The organism is Lapidilactobacillus concavus DSM 17758, assembly GCF_001435835.1.
GTDB lineage: Bacteria > Bacillota > Bacilli > Lactobacillales > Lactobacillaceae > Lapidilactobacillus > Lapidilactobacillus concavus.
In genome coordinates, this window is the sequence record NZ_AZFX01000062.1 from 1 (window position 1) to 209 (window position 209).

Genomic DNA, 209 nt, shown 5'->3' on the forward strand with positions numbered 1-209 from the left:
GCGCTTAACCACAATTATCCTCAAGCTAAATTTCAACGCTGTCTGATCCATATGTCACGAAATATCATGCAGAAAGTTCGTGTAAACGACCGTGCAGAGGTCGTTAATGAGTTCAAAGAACTCCACAGAGCAAAAACACGTGATGAAGCCCAGCTAATTTTAAATCGTTTTATCGATCATTGGGAGTCAAAGTATCCTCGAATGGTTAG

General features: G+C 40.7%; 1 protein-coding gene. It reads left to right on the plus strand.

The genetic code is table 11. The features are described from left to right. Positions 1–209: transposase (locus FC15_RS06170; protein ID WP_201779856.1), on the plus strand; the 209-nt coding region annotated here is incomplete at both ends.